Here is a 16,519-nt window from a genome sequence, read left to right as displayed (position 1 = left end):
TCAAAACACGCCCTAGGCGCGCAGGACCTGGCCGAGACGCTCCCGGCGCCGCAGCGACGACTCGACCGCCGCCACCAGCACCACCGTGACGATCAGCAGCACCACCGGGGCGTAGGTGATCACCGGCACGACCAACGGCGGGTCGGCCGGCAGATCGTTCAGCACCCGCAGCGAGAGCAGGCCGATCGCCCGGGAGGCCAGCACCCGGCCGAGCACCCAGCCCACCAGGCCCCCGACGAGGGCGACCGGCAGCAGCTCGCCCAGGCAGATCCACCGGGTGTCGGCCCCCGTCAGGCCGAGAGTCCGCAGCCGGGCTGCGGTCTCGCCCCTCTCCCGGGCCCCGCCCAGCGCGCCGACCACCAGGGCCACGACGGCGAGGACGAACAGGAGGACGCCGGTCACCAGAGCCAGGTCACGGAGCCCGTCGGCGAGGGCACCGGCCAGTGGCCGGGCGTCCGCCGGCAGCCGGGCAGCGGCGGACGTGGTCGGGGAGGCCGTGGCCCGCACCGAGAGCGCGAAGACCCCGAGCGACACCGAGGTCACGATCAGCACCAGCGGCAGGGCGCGGCCCGCGGTCGCCCGGGCCCGGCTCGCCGCCAGCAGCGGAAGACTCCCCCGGAACCGTTCGGACGCCCGCAGAAGACCCTCCAGAACCGGCGGAAGCACCCGCAGCAGAAGGATGCCCCCGGTGACCGCGACGAGGGTCGGGGCCAGGGCCGGGAACAGCGAGGCGGCGGCCCCGCCGGCCCCGTCCTGGGTGACGATACCCCGCTGGCTCAGGGCGATCACGGCGCCGACGGTCGCGAGCAGCACCGCGGCCTCGGCCGTGAGGCGCCGCAGCTGACGGGTGACGGCCAGGGTGCGCCGCGCCGACCGGTTCGCGGGCGCGGCCCGGCCGGTCGTCGCCCGGGCCGCTGTCACCACCCCGACGGTGGGCGCGCCCAGCGCCGCGACCACCAGCACGGGCAGCGGCCAGGTCAGGGAGACCGCACCGACCGACCAGCGGACGAGCAACAGTCCGGTCCCGCCCGCGAGCAGGGTGAGAAACAGCGATTCCACGGCCAGTTCGGCCCACAGACCGGGCAACGAGGCCCCGCGCCGGCGCAGCCCGGTCAGCACCCCGCCCCGGCGCCGGGTCAGCAGGTCGGCGGTGAGCAGAAGGGCCAGGCCGACCGCGACCAGCACGGCCCCCAGCAACACCATGGCCAGGGCGGTCGCCACCGAGATCTGGTCGAGAACCCTCTCCAGCACACCGCTCAGGCGGGTATTGAAATCGATCGCCGGGCCATCGTCCTGCGCGACGCCGGATCCGGCTCCCAGTTCGACCAGCGAGTCGATCACGGTCGGAGCGTTGTCACGGGTGATCGAACCCGCCGTCGGCATGAACTCGATCGTCACGCCCATGTCGGTGGGCGCGGTGGCCAGGCGGCCGTCCGGCAGCGAGTCCGCCGACAGCAGCACCGACGTGAAGCTGGTGGTGATGCCCCGGGTATCGGTGAACACGACGGGCTCCAGCAGTTGCGGCTGGGCCTTCCAGACCTGGTCGGAGGGGTTCTGGGCCCGGTAGATCCCGCTGATCCGCAATTCGACCCGGCCGCCCTCGCGGTCCTCGGTACGGACCCGGTCGCCGGTGCCGAGATCGAGCACTTCGGAGGCGGCTTCGGACAGTCCCACCGAGACCGGCCAGGGAGCGGGTCCGGCCCGCTCCTCGCCCCGAGAGGAATCCTGGGCGGGTGGGCTGCCGTCGATCCAGGTGAGGGGAGCCGGTTCGCCCACGTACACCAGCCGCAGGGTCCGGCCGGGCCGGTCACCCGTCTTGAGCTCCAGGTCACTGCTGGAGACACTGACGACCGGCGGCCCGAACACCGACCTGAGGGTGGGATCCAGCAACTGTTGCGCAGATCCGGCGTACCCGTCGGCGACGGTGGCCGAGTTCGGCCGCCGGACCCGGGGATAGCCGGGTATCTCGGCTTCGAAGGGCACCTGCGCGATCATGTTGGCGGCGTCACCGGCATCGCCCACGGCCTCGGTCACGGCCCGGTCGGCACGGCGGTCGATGAGGGGCGGAACCGCAGCGGTCAGCAGGACCGCGACCAACACCACGAGGGCGGTCAGCAGCAGCGGGCCCCGATCGGCACGGGCCCGGCCGCGAATACTGGGCCGGTGAAGACTCATCGGCGGGACCTCCGGTCGCCGGCCCGCACCTGGATCCCGCTGACGACGCGGATCACCGCCAGGCCGGTCAGGAGAAGCCCGGCCAGCAGCAGGATCTCGTGGGTCCAGGGCCAGCGGAACAAGGCGTCGGGCACCGGGGCCGCTCCCAGATCGGAACGGATGAGGAGCGGACCGACCACGGCGGCCGTGATCGCTCCGAGAGCAGTGCCGGCGGCGACCAGCAGGACGAGCAGGCCACCGTGCTGGGCCAGCAGCATTCCGGTCACGGTGCGCCGGGTGAGACCGAGCGACCGCAGCCGGACCACCTCCCCCGCCCGGGACCGCAGGTCGGAGACGACGTGCAGGGTGAGACCGCCCACGGCGAGCAGCAGCACGGCAGGCAGCAGCATCGCCATGGCTGCGGGTACCCCGACGCGCAGGGGACCCTCCGAGAGTTCCTGATGTTCAGCATCTCTCGTTGTCACCTCGCCGAGGCCAAGCTTTCCTGCCCCGGAGGAGTTCTCCGGATGACCCACCCACCAGGCATTCCCCACGGTCGGCGGGGCGCCCTGCGCCGTCAGGAACCGGCCGAGCAGGTCGGCGTCGGCGAGCATCGCGCTCCGGCCGGGCGCGGAGGGTACGTCGGGAACCACGGCCACGACCTTGACCGGCACCGACACGGTATTGATCAGGATGCTGTACCGGTCGCCGGGCCCGGATCCCAGTACGTCGGCGAAGTCTTGTGAGACGACCACCGGAACATCCTGCGGAGCTACGAAACCGGCCATCACGAACTGGCCGTTCACGTAGTACAGGTCGGCCAGCTGCACGACCGCGTCAAGATGGAAGACGACGTCGGAGCCGTCGCGCACACCGTCACCGGTGACACTGACGACCCGGGTACCGTCCTGCCGGCCGTAGCTGGAAGCTTTCCACCGGCCCGGATCACCGTCGGCCCCGGGGAACCGGATGGAGACTTTCACCGAACCGGTTCCGATCAGGTCCCCCGGATCGGCGGCCGGACCCAGTGCGAGGTCGACGACGACCGCCACGACCCGGGAGTTCTCCGGCAGCGTGTCGCAGTCGGCCGCCCGATGCGGTTCTCCATCGAGCACGATCGGCTGGAGTGCGCAGGTGCTGCGTAGTCCCGCCCCGTCCTGCAGCACCAGCTGAGGGGTGATCTGCAGGGTGCTCGCACTGTCGGTGCTCCCGGTGATCTCGACGGGGCCGTTCAGCGCTACCGAGGGCGCGGAATCCTCGGGGGCGATCGCCGCGCCGATCTGGGCCCACGACCTACCCGCCGGCAGCCTTCCCCGCAGCAGGTCCCCGGCGTCCGAGGAGTTCAGCGCCACCAGGTGCGGTACGCCGCCGGTACCACCGAGCCACTGCCCCACCGCGACGTCCTGCTCCAGCACCGGCGAGATCGTTCCCCCGACGGCCTCGCGCAGCACCTCGGCCTGCCCGGCCTGGGCCGGACCCGCCAGTTCCACCTTCAGATCGGTGCCCACGGCCAGGTCGGCCTGGTCGGCCTGCGACTGCTGCCAGGTCGCGGCCAGCGCCAGCCCGAAGGTCCCGGACGCCGCGGCCAGCACGAGCAGCAGCGCGGCGGCGATCGCCTGCGGGCGCCGGGATGCCTCGAACGCGGCCAGGGGCAGGACCAATCGCCTCGAACGCCGGGCCGCCCGGTCGGCCAGCCCCAGCGGCAGGCCGGTCAGGCGCACCACCAGGGCGGCTCCGGCGAGAAGGATCAGGCCGGGCGCCAGGATGCGCACGGCGTCGGTGCCCGACTGTGCCGCCGGCTGCACCCGCAGCTGCCACCAGCCCACCACCGCCAGGGCGACCAGGGCCAGGTCGGCGCCCGAGCGCATGAGCAGTTCTTTTCCCCCCCGTTGCTCGGCCGCGTCCTGGGCCGCCGGGTCCGACCGCAACGCCGGCAGCAGGAGCACGGCCGACAGCACCAGCACGCCGGCCAGGATCACCAGCACCTGCCCGCCGCTGACGCCCGGCCCGGTGCTCAGCCCGGCGTGGCGCAGGGCCGGGAGCCGGGTGAGTGCGGCGTGGCCGAACGACGAGGCCGGCACGGACAGCGCCGTTGCGATCAGGGCCAGCCCGGCCACCTCCCCCGCGGCCAGCCCCAGTTGCTGGCCACGTCCGGCGCCCATCGCCGAGAACAGCGCGGTCTGGGCCGCTCTCGACCGGTTGACCAGGCGCCCGGCGAGCAGCAGGGCCGATGCGGTCAGCAGGGTGCCCAGCAACACCACGACCAGCACGGTGGAACGGGTCACGGCCTGCTGCGTGTACACCCGGGTGACGGTCCCCGACAGGGTCGAGGCGACCCGCTGCTGGTGGACGCGGTCACCGAGCCGGTCTCCCAGCCGCCGGTCCGCCGTCGCCAGCCGGGTGGCCACCGCGTCCAGCTTTCCGGCGTCCGCGGCGTTCAGGGCCGGTTCCACATCGACCTGGATCCGGTCGAGCGCCAGACCGGTCCCGAGCAGAGCGGGCGTCCCGACCAGGAAGGGCCCCGCGCCAGGGGCCGTACCCGCGTAGCCGACAGCCACGGCCTGGTCGAATCCCTTAGCCCCCAGCACATCCCGGTCCCAGCCGGCGTTCTGCCGGGGCGCCGCGACACCGGTGACGAGCAGATCGGTGCGCTCCACACCGTCGTCCTTGCCGAAGCGGGCGCTGGACTGCGACCCCAGGCGCACTCGACTGCCGGGTTCCAGGCGCATCGCCCGGGCCGTGGACTCCAGGACGACGACCGGCAGGACTCCGTTCACCGGCGCGGCGCCAGGCCATTCACCCGCGGTCAGCCGCACTGCCCGCGACAGGTCGTCCATCCCGGTGAGGTAGCCCACCGCAGCACCGTCCCCCCGGAACTCGAGGGTGCGCATCGTGCTGGAGGCCCGGGTCTGGGTCACCGGTGGGCCCAGAGGGCTCACCGCGTCCTTCAGCAGTTCTCCGGTGTCGGCGATTACCCCGGCGGCGTTCTCGTTCTGGATGTCGCTGAGGTACGCGATGGTCTCGACCTCGGCCGGTTCGGTCCGGGACATCCCCGCGGTGAGCGCGGTGCCGGCCGAGACCGTGAGCAATCGCGCCGACACCCCGAGCAGCGTTCCGCCGATCGTGACCACCGCGACCACCGCCGCCAGCAATGGCCAGGAGGACCTGGCCCGGCGGAGCAGAAGTTTCAGCACTGGTGTCTCACCCGGCAGCATCTTCGCCGTGGGCGACACGGCCGTCGGAGATCCGCACGATCCGGTCGGCCAGGCGCATCATCACCGGGTCGTGGGTGGAGACGAGGGCGGTGACGCCCTCCGACTCGACCACTCCGCGCAGGAGAGCCATGACCGAGAGCCCGGTTTCGGCGTCCAGTTGCCCGGTCGGCTCGTCGGCGACGAGAAGACGGGGCGACGACGCGAGTGCGCGGGCGATCGCCACCCGTTGTTGCTGGCCCCCGGAGAGTTCGTCGGGACGCTGCTGGGCGTGGTCGGCGAGCCCGACCAGGTCCAGCAGCTTCGCCACCCGCTTCTCGCGTTCGTTGCGAGGTGTGCGCCGCATGCGCAGCGGAATGCCGACGTTCTCGGCGGCCGAGAGAACCGGTATCAGGCCGAAGGTCTGGAAGACGTAGGAGACGGTGTCGCGCCGCAACCGGCTGCGCCCCGCCTCGTCCAGGGTCGTGACCTCGGTGCCGTCGACGAGAACCGTTCCGGCGTCGGGCAGGTCCAGTCCACCGACCATGTTCAGCAGGGTGGTCTTGCCCGAGCCGGAGCGCCCGACCAGGGCGACCATACTGCCGGCCGCGACGTCGAAGGAGACGTCGTGCAGCACCTGGTTGGCCCCGTAGGCATGACTCAGCCCCCGGACACCGAGCATGATTTCACCCCCGGTCACGTCGTCCCTCATCCCCTGGTTCGTGATCATGCGGGCTTTCCCCGGGCGCCTCGTCGGCCTTGATGCTCACGTGGTCTTCCTCGAGCGCGAGCCGCACCCGCCGGGTCAGGTTCAGCGCCTCGATGTAGTCCTTGGGCAACTGCACCCGTCCCGCGCGGTCCATCACGGCGTACTCCTCGTGCACCACCTCGTCGTCGCCGTTGACCCCGGTCGACGTGCGCCGCAGCACCTCGCTGGAGGTGCGCCCGTCGCGGATCGCCACGGTGCGCTCGACCTGACCGCTGACGTCCGGGTCGTGCGTCACCACCACGATCGTCACGCCGAGATCCCGGTTGACGTCACGCAGCACGCCGAACACCTGGGCCGAGGTCTCGGTGTCGAGCTCACCCGTGGGCTCGTCGGCCAGCAGCACCCGCGGCCGGTTGGCCAGCGAGACGGCGATCGCGACCCGCATCTGCTCGCCACCGGACATCTGCCCCGGGCGCCGGTCCGCGCAGTGCCCCACCCCGACTGCCTCGAGCAGCGTGTTCACCCGCGCGGCCCGCTCTTTGCGGGGAACCCGGGCGAGAGTCATCGGCAGGTCGACCACCTGGGCCGCGGTCAGGTAGGGCACCAGGTTCTGCGCCGTCTGCTGCCGCACGTACCCCACGGTGTGCCGCCGGTACTTCACCCGGTCGCGGGCCGACATGTCGAGCAGGTCCCAGTCCGCCACCCGGGCCTTACCGGCTGTGGGGGCGTCGATCCCGGCGAGCAGCGAGAGCAGGGTCGACTTGCCGGAGCCGGAGGCCCCGACCACGGCGATCATCTCGCCCGCCTCGACCAGCAGGTCGAGCCCTTGCAACGCCTGGACCTCGATCGAGCCGGTCTGATAAATGCGGACCAGGCTGTCGCAGACGACGATGGCCTCGGGCACCGGTTCCTCTCCACAGCTCCACGGTGAGCATGACGAGCGGTGAACAAGAACCGCGCTCGGCAGGGTTTACCGCAGGGACCTTGATCCAGTCAAAGAATGACCTCCGGCCGATTTCAATGACCTTGGACTGTCACCCAACCTGTCGTTCACATCACAGTGAGCACACATGCAACACATACTGAGGTGCCGACGTCAGGATGGGTGGAGGGGCGCACCACCGCGCTTCACCGGCCACCCGAATCATCGACGCCGACCGCCTACGGAAGGGCCGCCAGCGCCATGCCAGACTCGCAGACCCTCTTCATCGCGGTCGGTGCGACCGGTTTTCTCGTCCTGCTGCTGAGTCTCGTGCTCGGTGAGCTGGGCGGGCACGACGGTGAGCTGGGCGGGCACGGTGATGCGGGTGGGCCCGGCGACCTCGGCCACGAGGCCGGATCTGCGGGCGGGCCGCCGGCGGACGCGGTGGGCCACATCCCGGACGGCTCGGCCGACCTGGACGCCCCCGCCTGGTTCAGCATCCGCGTACTGGCCGTCTCCCTGGTGGGTTTCGGGGCGGCCGGGTTCGTCGCGGTGGCCGCGGGCGCCCCGGCGCTGCTCGCCTGGCCGGTGGCGGCCGCGGGATTCCTGGCCGTGGGCGCGGCAACTCACCGCTTCATCCTGAAACCGATGGCGCGACAGCAGTACAACTCGCTGACGAGCCGCTACGGCTACATCGGGCGCACCGGTGTGGTGACGCTCGACATCCTCCCGCACGGCACCGGACAGGTGACGTTCCACGACCGGGCCGGTGCGCGCATCACCCAGACCGCGTCGTCCGACCACCACGAGGGCGTGCCGAAGGGCACCGCCGTCACCGTCGTCGACCTCGTCGACGGTGGTGTCCTGGTGCACCGCAGCGCCTTCTCGGACTGACCACCTCGTCCGCGATCATGCAAACCCTCCCCCCAGAACCCGTTCCCCCGACCCAAGGATCCGACCGATGACCGGTTTCACCTCTGTCCTGATCGCCGTGGCCGCGGTGGTCGTCGCCCTCTTCCTGCTGACGATCCTCTACGCGAAGAACTACGTGAAGGTGCCGCCCAACATGGTGGCCGTCTTCACCGGCCGGGGCCGGCCGAAGATCGTGCGCGGTGGCGCCCGGTTCCGGGTGCCCGTGCTCGAGCGCGTCGACTTCATGAGCCTGGAGCCGTTCAACATTCAGGTCTCCGTGGGCTCCGCGATCTCCAGCAACGGTGTCGGTATCGCCGTGGACGTGGTGTCGCTGGTGCGTTTCGGCTCCACCGACGAGGCGATCGAGACCGGTACGCAGCGCTTCCTCACCGCCAACCGCGAGGAACTGCGCCACCAGCTCACCGAGATCATCGCCGGTAACATGCGCGCGATCTGCGCCAAGATGACCGTGGAAGACCTGAACAGCAACCGCGACCAGCTCACCCGCTCGGTCGCGGAGGAGGCCGGCGCCGCCCTGGCCTCGATCGGTATGGAACTCGACGTGCTGACCGTGCAGGACGTGCGCGACAAGAACGGCTACATCGAGTCCCTGGGCCGCAAGCGCATTGCCGAGGTGCGCCGCGACGCCGAGGTCGGCGAGGCCCAGGCCCGCCGGGACGCCCGCATCGCCGCCGCCGAGGCCGACCAGCAGGGCCGCACCGCCGAGGCCAAGTCGCAGGAGGCCATCGCCGAGGCCCAGCGCGCCCTCTCGATGAAGCAGGCCGAGATCGACACCGAGGTCAAGGCCGCCCAGGCCCGGGCCGCCCAGGCCGGTCCGCTGGCCGAGCGCGAGGCCGAGCGGGCCGTGCTGCTGGCCGCCGTGGACACCGAACGTCAGCGTACCGAGCGGCAGATCGCCGTCGAGGAGCAGCGTGCGGCCCAGCGCAAGCAGGCCCTGGAGGCCGACGTGATCGCGCCGGCCGAGGCCGAGCGTCAGGCCGCCGTCCGGCGCGCCGAGGGCCAGAAAGCCGTCACCATCGCCAATGCCGAGGCCGAGGCCCGTCGCCGCGAACTCGCCGGTGAGGCAGACCTGAAGGCCCGTACCGCCGGTGCGGCCGCCTTCCAGCGGGAAGGTACCGCCCAGGCCGAGGTCGAGAAGGCCAAGCTGCTCGCGGCCGCCGAGGGTCAGCGCGCCACCCTGCTCGCCGAGGCCGAGGGCCAGAAGGAACTGGCCGAGGCCCTGTCGGCGTTCAACGACGAAGCCGCCCGCCTGCGCGTGCTGCCCGACCTGATCGCGGTGCTGCCCCTGATCGCCAAGGAGGTCGCCGCGCCGATGGGCAACATCAGCAACCTCACGGTGCTGAGCAACGGTGGCCAGGACGGCAACGACGCCCTCAACCGCGTCGCCGGTTCGGTGCCGTCACTCATCCTGCAGGTACTGGAGACCGCCAAGGCCGGTGGCCTCGACCTGGGCCAGCTGCTGGGCGGCACCAGCGACCCGCTCGACCCGAAGAAGACGACCCCCACCACCCAGGCCTAACCCCAAAACCCTTCGTGATCATGCAAAACCTCCCCGGAGTTCTAGAACTCTTCGCCCTGGAGTTCTAGAACTCTGGGGAGGTTTTGCATGATCACGGCAGAGGTTGAGGCGCACGGCGGAGGTTGGGCGGCGCTCAGGTCGGGTCAGGTCAGGTCGGATCAGGTCAGGGCGCTGATTCCGGTCACCGCGCGGCCCACGATCAGGGTGTTGATCTCGCGGGTGCCCTCGTACGAGTAGAGGGCCTCGGCGTCGGCGACGAATCGGCCGATGTCGTGTTCCAGCAGAATCCCGTTACCCGCCAGCAGTTCCCGGGCCCAGCCGACGGTCTCGCGCATGCGGGTGGTGCAGTAGGCCTTGGCCAGCGCCGAGTGCTCGTCGCGGAACGTGCCCTCTTCCTGAAGCTGTGCCAGACGCACCACCATGCCCAGGCAGGCCGTGGTGTTGCCGAGCATCCGCACCAGCAGATCCTGCACCAGCTGGAATCCCGCGATCGGCCGGCCGAACTGCTCGCGTTCCTTGGCGTAGGCCAGGGCGATCTCGTAGGCCGCCATCATCACGCCGACCGCCTGCCAGGCCACCCCGCTGCGGGTCCGGCGCAGCACCCCCGCCGTGTCGCGGAACGAGTGGGCCCCGGTGAGCCGATTCGCCTCCGGCACCCGGCAGTTCTCCAGCGTGATGTTCGCGTTCTCCACCATGCGCAGGGCGATCTTGCCCTCGATCTTCGTGGCCGTGAAACCGGGTGTGCCCTTCTCCACCACGAAACCCTTGACCTTGCCGTCCTCCACGTCGCGGGCCCAGACCACGATCAGGTCGGCGAAGGTGGCGTTGCCGATCCAGCGCTTGGCGCCGTCGAGCACCCACGCGTCACCGTCGCGGCGTGCGGTGGTGCGCATCCCACCGGCGATGTCCGAACCGCTCTCCGGCTCGGTCAGGGCGAACGCGCCGATCTTCTCCATCCGCGACATCGGGGGCAGCCAGCGTTGCTTCTGCTCGTCCGAGGCGCAGGCGCTGATGCTGCCCATCGCCAGCCCGACATGGACCCCGAAGAACGTAGCAACGGACGCGTCGGCCCGGGCCAGCTCCATCGCCAGGAAGCCGTTGAGGAGACTTCGCTGGGGTCCGCCGGACGTCACCGGGTTCGCCAGCCAGGCGATGTCCAGATCGGCGAAACCCTTGATCAGCTGAAACGGGAACTCGGCGCGGCCCCAGTAGTCGTTCGCGATGGGCCGCACCTGCGCATCCAGGAAGGCACGCACCCGGTCCAGCACCTTCCGGTCGTCCTCGTCCAGGATCGACTCGAACTGGTACAGGTCGCCGGTCAGCAACTCGGACATGCGCACTCCTTCATCGCCGGGCACATCGATGCACATCGATGCTGTCTCCAGCCTGCTCGTTCCGGCTACCGGGCGCACCTCGACCCACGGCGGAAGGGGCACCCGACCGACCGGCCGGGTGCCTCGTCCTCACTGCTGGATGTCGGTGGTGACCCCGAGCGCCCGGCTCGCCTCGATATCGGCCCGCAGGGCCTCGATCCGGGCGTCGGCCAGGCCGAGGGAGTCGGAGCCGAGCAGCTGGTGCAGGGGCGCGTCGCCGCGGGTGGCGACCTCGATGATCGCGGTGGCGGCCTTGGCCGGGTCGCCGAGCTGGGTGCCGGGCATGGCCAGGTGCTGCTGCGTCATCTCACGGATCGCCGGGTAGCCGGTGCTCTGCTCCGAGGGCAGCCCGAGCGAGACCGGGCGCAGGAAGTCGGTGCGCATGTAGCCGGGCTCGACCAGGTTGACCGTGATGCCGAATCCGGCCACCTCGGCCGCCAGTGACTCGGTGAGGCCCTCCAGCGCGTACTTCCCGGCGACGTACAGCCCCCAGCCGGGGAAGGCGGTGAGGCCGAGGATCGAGGAGACGTTGATGATGTGTCCCCGCCCGGCCTCCCGCATCGCGGGCAGCACGGCGCGCAGCACGTTCCAGACGCCGAAGATCTGTACGTCGAACATCTTCCGGGCCTCGGTGTCGCTGACCTCCTCGACCGCACCGAGGAATCCGTAGCCGGCGTTGTTGACCACGACGTCGAGGCCGCCGAAACGGTCCTGGGCGACCTGCACGGCCCGGGTGACCTGCTGCTCGTCGGCGAGGTCGACCTCCAGCACCAGCAGGCGCGGCCAGTCGCCGGAACCGCCCAGGGCCTCGGCGAGCCGCTGGGCCGAACGGGTGGTGGCGGCGACGTTCTCGCCGCGTTCCAGCAGCCGGCGGACCAGATCGAGGCCGAGTCCGCGGGAGGTGCCGGTGACGAACCAGGTGGACATGGTGTTTCTCCTTGCGAGGGGCGGTGTTCGGTACGTCATCCAGACTCGCCACCTCGCGGCCCGCTCACCAGCAGGTACCCGGCCCCGCGGTACCGGGGAACGGCATGCCCACCCAGGGGCTTCGTTTCCGGTCGCTCGACAGCGACCATGGGAGGTATGGCTGCACGCACCGACCTCGGCGAGTTCCTGCGCACGTGCCGCTCCGGGCTCTCGCCCGAGGAGGCCGGGCTGGACGCGGGCCTCTCGCCCCGGCGCGTGCGGGGGCTGCGCCGCGAGGAGGTCGCGCAGCTGGCCGGGGTGAGTGTGGACTACTACACGCGCCTGGAGCAGGGCCGGCACAGCAGCCCGTCGGAGGCGGTGGTCGAGGCCCTGGCCCGGGCCCTACGGCTGGACGATGCCTCCCGGGCTCATCTGATCGATCTGGCCCGCCCCACCCGCGGTTCCTCCGCCGGACCGGCTCAACGGGTACGCCCGGCGCTGCAGCAGATGATGGCGTCGATGGTGGACCATCCGGTGCTGATCCTGGGCCGCCGCACCGACGTGCTGGCGGCGAATGCCCTGGCCACCGCGCTGTTCACCGACTGGCGCCGGCTACCGGCCCGCGAGCGCAACTACACCCGCTGGGTGCTGCTCGATCCGGTGGCGCGGGAACGGTTCACGGAGTGGGAGACGGTGGCGGCCGACGCCGTCGGCACGTTACGTCTCGATGCCGGACGGCATCCCGACGATCCCGCACTGAACCAGCTGGTCGGCGAGCTGACCATCAAGAGCGCCCTGTTCCGCGCGGCCTGGGGCGATCACCGGGTGCACGAGCGCACGTTCGGCACCAAGCGCCTGACCCATCCTGAGGTAGGGCCCATCACCGTGCATTTCGAGGCGCTGACCCTGCCGGGTGATGCCGACCAGACGATGTTCGTCTACAGCACCGATCCCGGTAGCAGCTCGGCCGACAACCTGAAACTGCTGACCCTGCTGGACCGACCCCACCGGATGTCGGCGTCGCCCTCGTCAGGCTGACTCGCGCACGCTCTCCACGATCGCCATCGCGGCCGGGTCGAGGTCGAGCTGCCCCTTGCCGATGCGGCGGGTCCAGATCACGTTCTGGCGCACGATCCGGGCGGGGACGCCGGCGGCCACCGACAGCGGCGGCACCGTTCCGGAGACCACCGCGCGGGCGCCGATGATGCTGCCGGAGCCGACATTCGCGCCCTTCAGGATCATCACCTGCTTGCCCAGCCACACGTGGTCGCCGACGGTGATCGGCTTGTCCGGGTTGATGCGGTCACCGGAGTCGATGTCGTAGATGGCGTGGGTGTCGGTGGCGCGGATCTCCACCGAGAACGAGAACATGCAGTCCTCGCCGATCACGATGTCGGCACCGTGGGCGACGATCATGGCGCTCTCACAGGTCGACTTCTCGCCGATGACGATCTTCGACCCACCGGAGACCGAAAGGCTCCACTTGCCGGTCACGCCCGCGCCGATGTGCACGGAGCAGGGACCACCGTTGTCCCGCACCTTGATCTTGGAGCCGGCCAGGCGCGCCTCCGGGGAGATCTGGATGTCGTGGTGCTCGCCCTGGACCTCGAGTTGAAGCTCTGCCACGTGAGTCGGTGTCCTGTCCTGCATCGTCACGAAACGGATTTTTCTTTTCCTTGAGCAACGGAGTCTTGCACACGCAATCCACAGTCGCCTGGGCTCTCACTCCGATGCCTCCCCGCCCCCCTCGATTCCCTTGGTGCGGAAAGGCCTTTGAGCCTGACTGACCGTCGTCGCACATCCACTGCCGGTCACCGGAATCCAGTTCCGGACACCCCTGATTGAGGACGCGTACCCGCCCCGGTCACGCAGTGTTCAACCACGCGGTCGGAGTCTCAGGGGAGGCAGGACGGGTGCGGGAAGGGGCGCGGGCTGCCCGGCCGGGAAGTCACCGAAGCGTCCCCGCGCCGCGTCGCCGGCCTCAGCGCTCCCGGAAAGCCCTGGCTCGGCGCCGATCTCAGCCTGCCAGGCGGCCCGGTAGGCTGAGATCTCGTCGTGGTCGCGCCCGACGAAGTTCCACCACATCACGATCTGCTCCCCCAGGGGTTCACCACCGATGAGCAGCAGACGCACCGGCACTGCACCCGCCAGCAGCCGGACGCGGTTCCGCCCCGGTGGGAGGTAGGCCAGATGGTCGGGTGCCATGTCCGTTCCGTCGACGGCCACCGATCCCCCGTCGGTCAGTACCCCGTGCTCGAAGCCGGGTTGCAGGTCAAGATCCAGATGCACCCCGGCGGGCAGCCGGATCTCGGCGCCGAGCACGGGCCCGGTGTAGGTCGGCACCGGCGAGACGCTGCCCGCGAGCGATCCCAGGAACACCCGGATCTCGGTCTCGTTGTCGACCATCGGCTCGGGTGCGTAGTGATGGAACGTCGGGGCCATGTCGCGGGTGGCGTCGGGCAGCGCATACCAGAGCTGGGCGCCGTGCAGCGTGTGCGTGGCCGGGGTGGAGATCTCCTGGTGCGAGATGCCGTGCCCGGCCACCATCAGGTTCACCTCCCCGGGCCGCACCCGGGCGGCGAACCCGGCCGAGTCGACGTGGTCGATCTCGCCGGTGAACAGCCAGCTCACCGTGGCGAGCCCGGTGTGCGGGTGCCGCGCCACCCGCATCCCCCCGGTGACCTCGACGTCGTCCGGGCCGTAGTGGTCGAGGAAGCACCAGGGGCCGATCAGCGAGCGCTGTCGCTGCGGCAGCGTGCGGCGCACCGACATGGCGCGCGGGCCGCCCAGGGGGACGTCCCGGGGCCCGAGCACCTCGATGCCCGGGGCCGGCGTGTTCTCACAGACCACCGCGTCGGGCCGGTCCTCCACATTGCTCACCGGCCAAGAGTAAGCACGCCCGGAAATGCCCCGTCGATCGCACGTGCGCCTGATCACTCCCGAATCACGGCCGACAAACCGTTCGCGATCCTGCACACTCCGCCCATTCATTGACTTGTTAACCTCTTCGAATGCCAAACATTTGTGTCACGTTTTAGCGCTTTCGTGACTATCAGTTGACTTGTGCCGTATCTTCCGTGATGCCCGATCGTTTCAGTCTGGTTGATCATCAGAAGGTCGGCCGGCGCCCTTGAGCGCGCCTTCACCCCGCACCTAGAAAGGCAGCCGCGTGAGCAACACCGACCCGTACGGCGCCGTGCCGGACTGGCCCAAGGTCAGCGCCAACATCTCCGAGGACGGCACGGCCGAAGTCACGATCAACGGTTCCCCGCGCACCGTGCTCAGCGGCGGAGGCGACGTCGCCCGCGCCCGGGCCGCCGTGCTCGAGCACCTCAGTGTGCAGACGGCGGGCCTCGGCCGGCCGCTGCGGGTCGAGACCGTTGACCCCGAGGGCCGCTCACAGCTGGTCGTACACCCCGACGGCCGCGTGCTGCCGCTCGACGAGCAGCCGGCCAACAGCACCGCCCGCTCCTGGGAACAGGTCGCCCCCGGCCCCCTGCCCGGTTCCGCCCGGCGTCCGAAACTCGGTCGCTCCAAGCACGGCCCGCTGCGCGACGCCCTCGGCGCCCGCACGGCCGGCAGCGAGGCCCTGGGTGGCTCCTCCGATCAGGACGAGACCGACACCGTCGCCGTGACGCAGGCCGTGACCACCACCTCCCCGACCGTCATGGCTCCCCCGAAGATCACGGCCGCTCCCGCCCCACCGCCGGCGACCCCGGTGCCGGCCACCTCGTCCGTACGCCCCGTGGACCCCGCCGAAGCCACCGTCATGGCTGCGCCGTCCACTCCCGTGACCCCGAACACCCCGCCCACCGGTGCCGTGCCGATCCCGTCCGCCACCAACCAGACTGCCAAGGAACTTGGTGTGCCGCAGCCTAAACCGACCCTCCCCGACCTGCTCGCCACGCGTCCGCCCGCTCCCAACGGCCCGGCCACGTACGGTTGGCAGGCGCTGGTGCGACGCGTCAGCGGCGGCCTGATCTCCCCCACCCCGAACGGCCGGGAGCTGGAGTACCGCGAGGCCGTGAACTCGGTGCAGCGCAGCCTGCGCGGCCCGAAGACGGTCGTCGTGGTCAACCCCAAGGGCGGGGCCCACAAGACCACCGCCTCGCTGCTGATCGCCTCGACGTTCGGCATGCACCGCGGCGGTTACACGCTGGCCTGGGACAACAACGAGACCCGGGGCACGCTGGGCTGGCGCGCGAACCCGGCCCGGCACACCAACACGGCCGTCGACCTGCTCCGCGACCTGGACCGGTTCACCGACGTGAGGTCTTCCCGCGTCGGCGATCTCGACAACTACGTGCGGTCGCAGGGCAGCGCCCAGTTCGACGTGCTGGCCAGTGACGAAGACGCCGCCTCGGCCGCGAGCATCGACGACGCCGCGTTCGACCAGCTGCACAAGGCCCTCGCCCGGTTCTACCGGGTGCTCGTGGTCGACACCGGCAACAACATGCGTGCGTCGAACTGGCAGGCTGCCGTGAACTCGGCCGACCAGCTGGTGATCGTCTCGACCATCCGCGAAGACACCGCCGCCTCCGCCGCCTGGCTCGCCGACGGCTTGCGCGCCGCGGGCAAGGAAGAGCTCGTGCACAACGCCGTCACGGTGCTGAGCGCCCCCGGCAAGAAGCCGGAACCGGCCCTGCACGACCGGCTGCACGACCACTTCAACAGCCTGACCCGGACGGTGCTGGACGTGCCCCACGACCCCGCCCTGGTCTCCGGCGGTCCGATCACGTACGACGCACTCTCTCCCGCCAGCCGCACGGCCTGGCTGAAGGTCACGGCCGCGATCGCCGACGGTCTGTAGAA

12 protein-coding genes are annotated in these 16,519 nt (G+C 70.8%); 4 read left to right on the top strand and 8 right to left on the bottom strand.

What is annotated here, in order from left to right; all coding sequences use genetic code 11:
• Window positions 1–12: 12 nt before the first annotated feature.
• Genes QSK05_RS16275 through QSK05_RS16260 form a run of 4 tightly spaced genes read right to left on the bottom strand, consistent with a single transcriptional unit; the run spans window position 13 to window position 6,958 of the window.
• On the bottom strand, window positions 13–2,175 hold the full coding sequence (locus QSK05_RS16275) for an FtsX-like permease family protein (protein ID WP_285598065.1): 2,163 nt from the start codon (window positions 2,173–2,175) through the stop codon (window positions 13–15).
• A complete protein-coding gene (locus QSK05_RS16270) occupies window positions 2,172–5,387 on the bottom strand; it encodes a hypothetical protein (RefSeq protein WP_285598064.1) in 3,216 nt (1,071 codons plus the stop codon). The genes QSK05_RS16275 and QSK05_RS16270 overlap by 4 nt, the downstream gene beginning before the upstream one ends.
• Window positions 5,356–6,027 carry an ABC transporter ATP-binding protein gene (locus QSK05_RS16265; protein WP_352301646.1) on the bottom strand — a complete coding sequence of 224 codons (672 nt, stop codon included), beginning with the start codon at window positions 6,025–6,027 and terminating at the stop codon, window positions 5,356–5,358. The genes QSK05_RS16270 and QSK05_RS16265 overlap by 32 nt, the downstream gene beginning before the upstream one ends.
• Window positions 6,028–6,031: 4 nt before the next feature.
• Window positions 6,032–6,958, bottom strand: coding sequence for an ABC transporter ATP-binding protein (locus QSK05_RS16260; protein WP_285598062.1), 927 nt, complete (start codon window positions 6,956–6,958; stop codon window positions 6,032–6,034).
• Window positions 6,959–7,237: 279 nt separating this feature from the next.
• On the opposite strand from QSK05_RS16260, the gene QSK05_RS16255 reads away from it, so the two are divergent.
• Window positions 7,238–7,870, top strand: a complete 633-nt coding sequence (locus QSK05_RS16255; RefSeq protein ID WP_285598061.1) for an NfeD family protein — start codon at window positions 7,238–7,240, stop codon at window positions 7,868–7,870.
• A 67-nt stretch (window positions 7,871–7,937) separates the two neighbouring features.
• Entirely contained in the window at window positions 7,938–9,428 is a 1,491-nt protein-coding gene (locus tag QSK05_RS16250; protein ID WP_285598060.1) for a flotillin family protein, read from the top strand.
• 158 nt (window positions 9,429–9,586) lie between these two features.
• On the opposite strand, the gene QSK05_RS16245 is transcribed toward QSK05_RS16250, so the two are convergent.
• Window positions 9,587–10,762 carry an acyl-CoA dehydrogenase family protein gene (locus tag QSK05_RS16245; RefSeq protein ID WP_285598059.1) on the bottom strand — a complete coding sequence of 392 codons (1,176 nt, stop codon included), beginning with the start codon at window positions 10,760–10,762 and terminating at the stop codon, window positions 9,587–9,589.
• A 129-nt stretch (window positions 10,763–10,891) separates the two neighbouring features.
• The gene (locus tag QSK05_RS16240; RefSeq protein ID WP_285598058.1) at window positions 10,892–11,728 is read right to left on the bottom strand and encodes an SDR family NAD(P)-dependent oxidoreductase; all 837 of its coding nucleotides are present in this window, start codon (window positions 11,726–11,728) and stop codon (window positions 10,892–10,894) included.
• A gap of 156 nt (window positions 11,729–11,884) precedes the next feature.
• Here QSK05_RS16240 and QSK05_RS16235 point away from each other — a divergent pair, with 156 nt between their 5' ends.
• Complete coding sequence (locus QSK05_RS16235) at window positions 11,885–12,745, top strand: helix-turn-helix transcriptional regulator (protein ID WP_285598057.1); 861 nt, start codon at window positions 11,885–11,887, stop codon at window positions 12,743–12,745.
• On the opposite strand, the gene QSK05_RS16230 is transcribed toward QSK05_RS16235, so the two are convergent.
• Both QSK05_RS16230 and QSK05_RS16225 read right to left on the bottom strand, forming a co-directional pair.
• A complete protein-coding gene (locus QSK05_RS16230; RefSeq protein ID WP_285598056.1) occupies window positions 12,737–13,333 on the bottom strand; it encodes an acyltransferase in 597 nt (198 codons plus the stop codon). The genes QSK05_RS16235 and QSK05_RS16230 overlap by 9 nt on opposite strands.
• Before the next feature lie 249 nt (window positions 13,334–13,582).
• Window positions 13,583–14,587 (bottom strand): pirin family protein, encoded by a 1,005-nt coding sequence (locus tag QSK05_RS16225; protein WP_285598055.1) that lies wholly within the window; start codon window positions 14,585–14,587, stop codon window positions 13,583–13,585.
• A gap of 289 nt (window positions 14,588–14,876) precedes the next feature.
• On the opposite strand from QSK05_RS16225, the gene QSK05_RS16220 reads away from it, so the two are divergent.
• Window positions 14,877–16,517, top strand: coding sequence for a MinD/ParA family ATP-binding protein (locus tag QSK05_RS16220; protein ID WP_285598054.1), 1,641 nt, complete (start codon window positions 14,877–14,879; stop codon window positions 16,515–16,517).
• Window positions 16,518–16,519 lie beyond the last annotated feature (2 nt).

Origin of the sequence: Kineosporia sp. NBRC 101731, from assembly GCF_030269305.1 — a bacterium.
GTDB lineage: Bacteria > Actinomycetota > Actinomycetes > Actinomycetales > Kineosporiaceae > Kineosporia.
This window is presented reverse-complemented; position numbering and strand designations above follow the sequence as displayed.

Bases quoted from the DNA above. Each gene is read 5' to 3' on its own strand.
- QSK05_RS16250 (WP_285598060.1), top strand. From the start codon at position 7,938: ATGACCGGTTTCACCTCTGTCCTGATCGCCGTGGCCGCGGTGGTCGTC.
- QSK05_RS16255 (WP_285598061.1), top strand. From the start codon at position 7,238: ATGCCAGACTCGCAGACCCTCTTCATCGCGGTCGGTGCGACCGGTTTT.
- QSK05_RS16275 (WP_285598065.1), bottom strand. From the start codon at position 2,175: ATGAGTCTTCACCGGCCCAGTATTCGCGGCCGGGCCCGTGCCGATCGG.
- QSK05_RS16240 (WP_285598058.1), bottom strand. From the start codon at position 11,728: ATGTCCACCTGGTTCGTCACCGGCACCTCCCGCGGACTCGGCCTCGAT.
- QSK05_RS16265 (WP_352301646.1), bottom strand. From the start codon at position 6,027: ATGCTCGGTGTCCGGGGGCTGAGTCATGCCTACGGGGCCAACCAGGTG.
- QSK05_RS16235 (WP_285598057.1), top strand. From the start codon at position 11,885: ATGGCTGCACGCACCGACCTCGGCGAGTTCCTGCGCACGTGCCGCTCC.
- QSK05_RS16245 (WP_285598059.1), bottom strand. From the start codon at position 10,762: ATGTCCGAGTTGCTGACCGGCGACCTGTACCAGTTCGAGTCGATCCTG.